The organism is Nocardiopsis lucentensis DSM 44048 (genome assembly GCF_000341125.1).
GTDB lineage: Bacteria > Actinomycetota > Actinomycetes > Streptosporangiales > Streptosporangiaceae > Nocardiopsis > Nocardiopsis lucentensis.
The window spans coordinates 1-520 of sequence record NZ_ANBC01000968.1; the positions used below are offsets into that span (position 1 = coordinate 1).

Annotated in this window: 2 pseudogenes; both read left to right on the top strand. The window is 73.1% G+C overall.

Annotation, left to right across the window (positions count from 1 at the left end):
* Positions 1–182 (top strand): annotated as a pseudogene (locus D471_RS0132355) (Uma2 family endonuclease); the annotation flags it as partial.
* A 118-nt stretch (positions 183–300) separates the two neighbouring features.
* A pseudogene (locus tag D471_RS41505) lies at positions 301–520 on the top strand (hypothetical protein); the annotation flags it as partial.

Sequence of the window (520 nt, forward strand, 5' to 3'; positions counted from 1 at the left end):
CCGCGACCGGCATCGGCGTCTACCTGTTGGTGGACCGTGACGCCAACACCGTCGTGGTGCACTCGCGCCCCGTGAACGGCCGGTACATGGACCGGTCGGAACACCCTTACGGTGAAACCGTGCAGGTCCCCGGGCTCGGGGTCATCCTGGACACCGACGCGCTCAAGCGGTTCGCCCGCTGACACCGAACACCCTCCCGGCCGCTTCCACGAACGGGCCCTGGGGCCGCCGGTCGTCTTCTCCGGCCCGCGCTTCGTCCTGATCAGGCAGGAGGGCGGCGCCGGGCTGGGGTTCACCCGCGTGAACGACCACCGGCGCCCGACGTGGCCGGACCCCGAGCAGGGCGAGCAGGCCCACATCGGACTGGGCGTGGACGACCTGGACATCGCCCGGCACCGCTCCCGCCCGCGCGCGTGGTGGGCGACCGTCGTTGCCGCGCCCCAGCGCCAGCCGCCGCAGGAGGAACGGGAACTCCGGTCGGGTCCCGGCTCAGGGCAGGGGCGGGACCTACCCTTGAGTC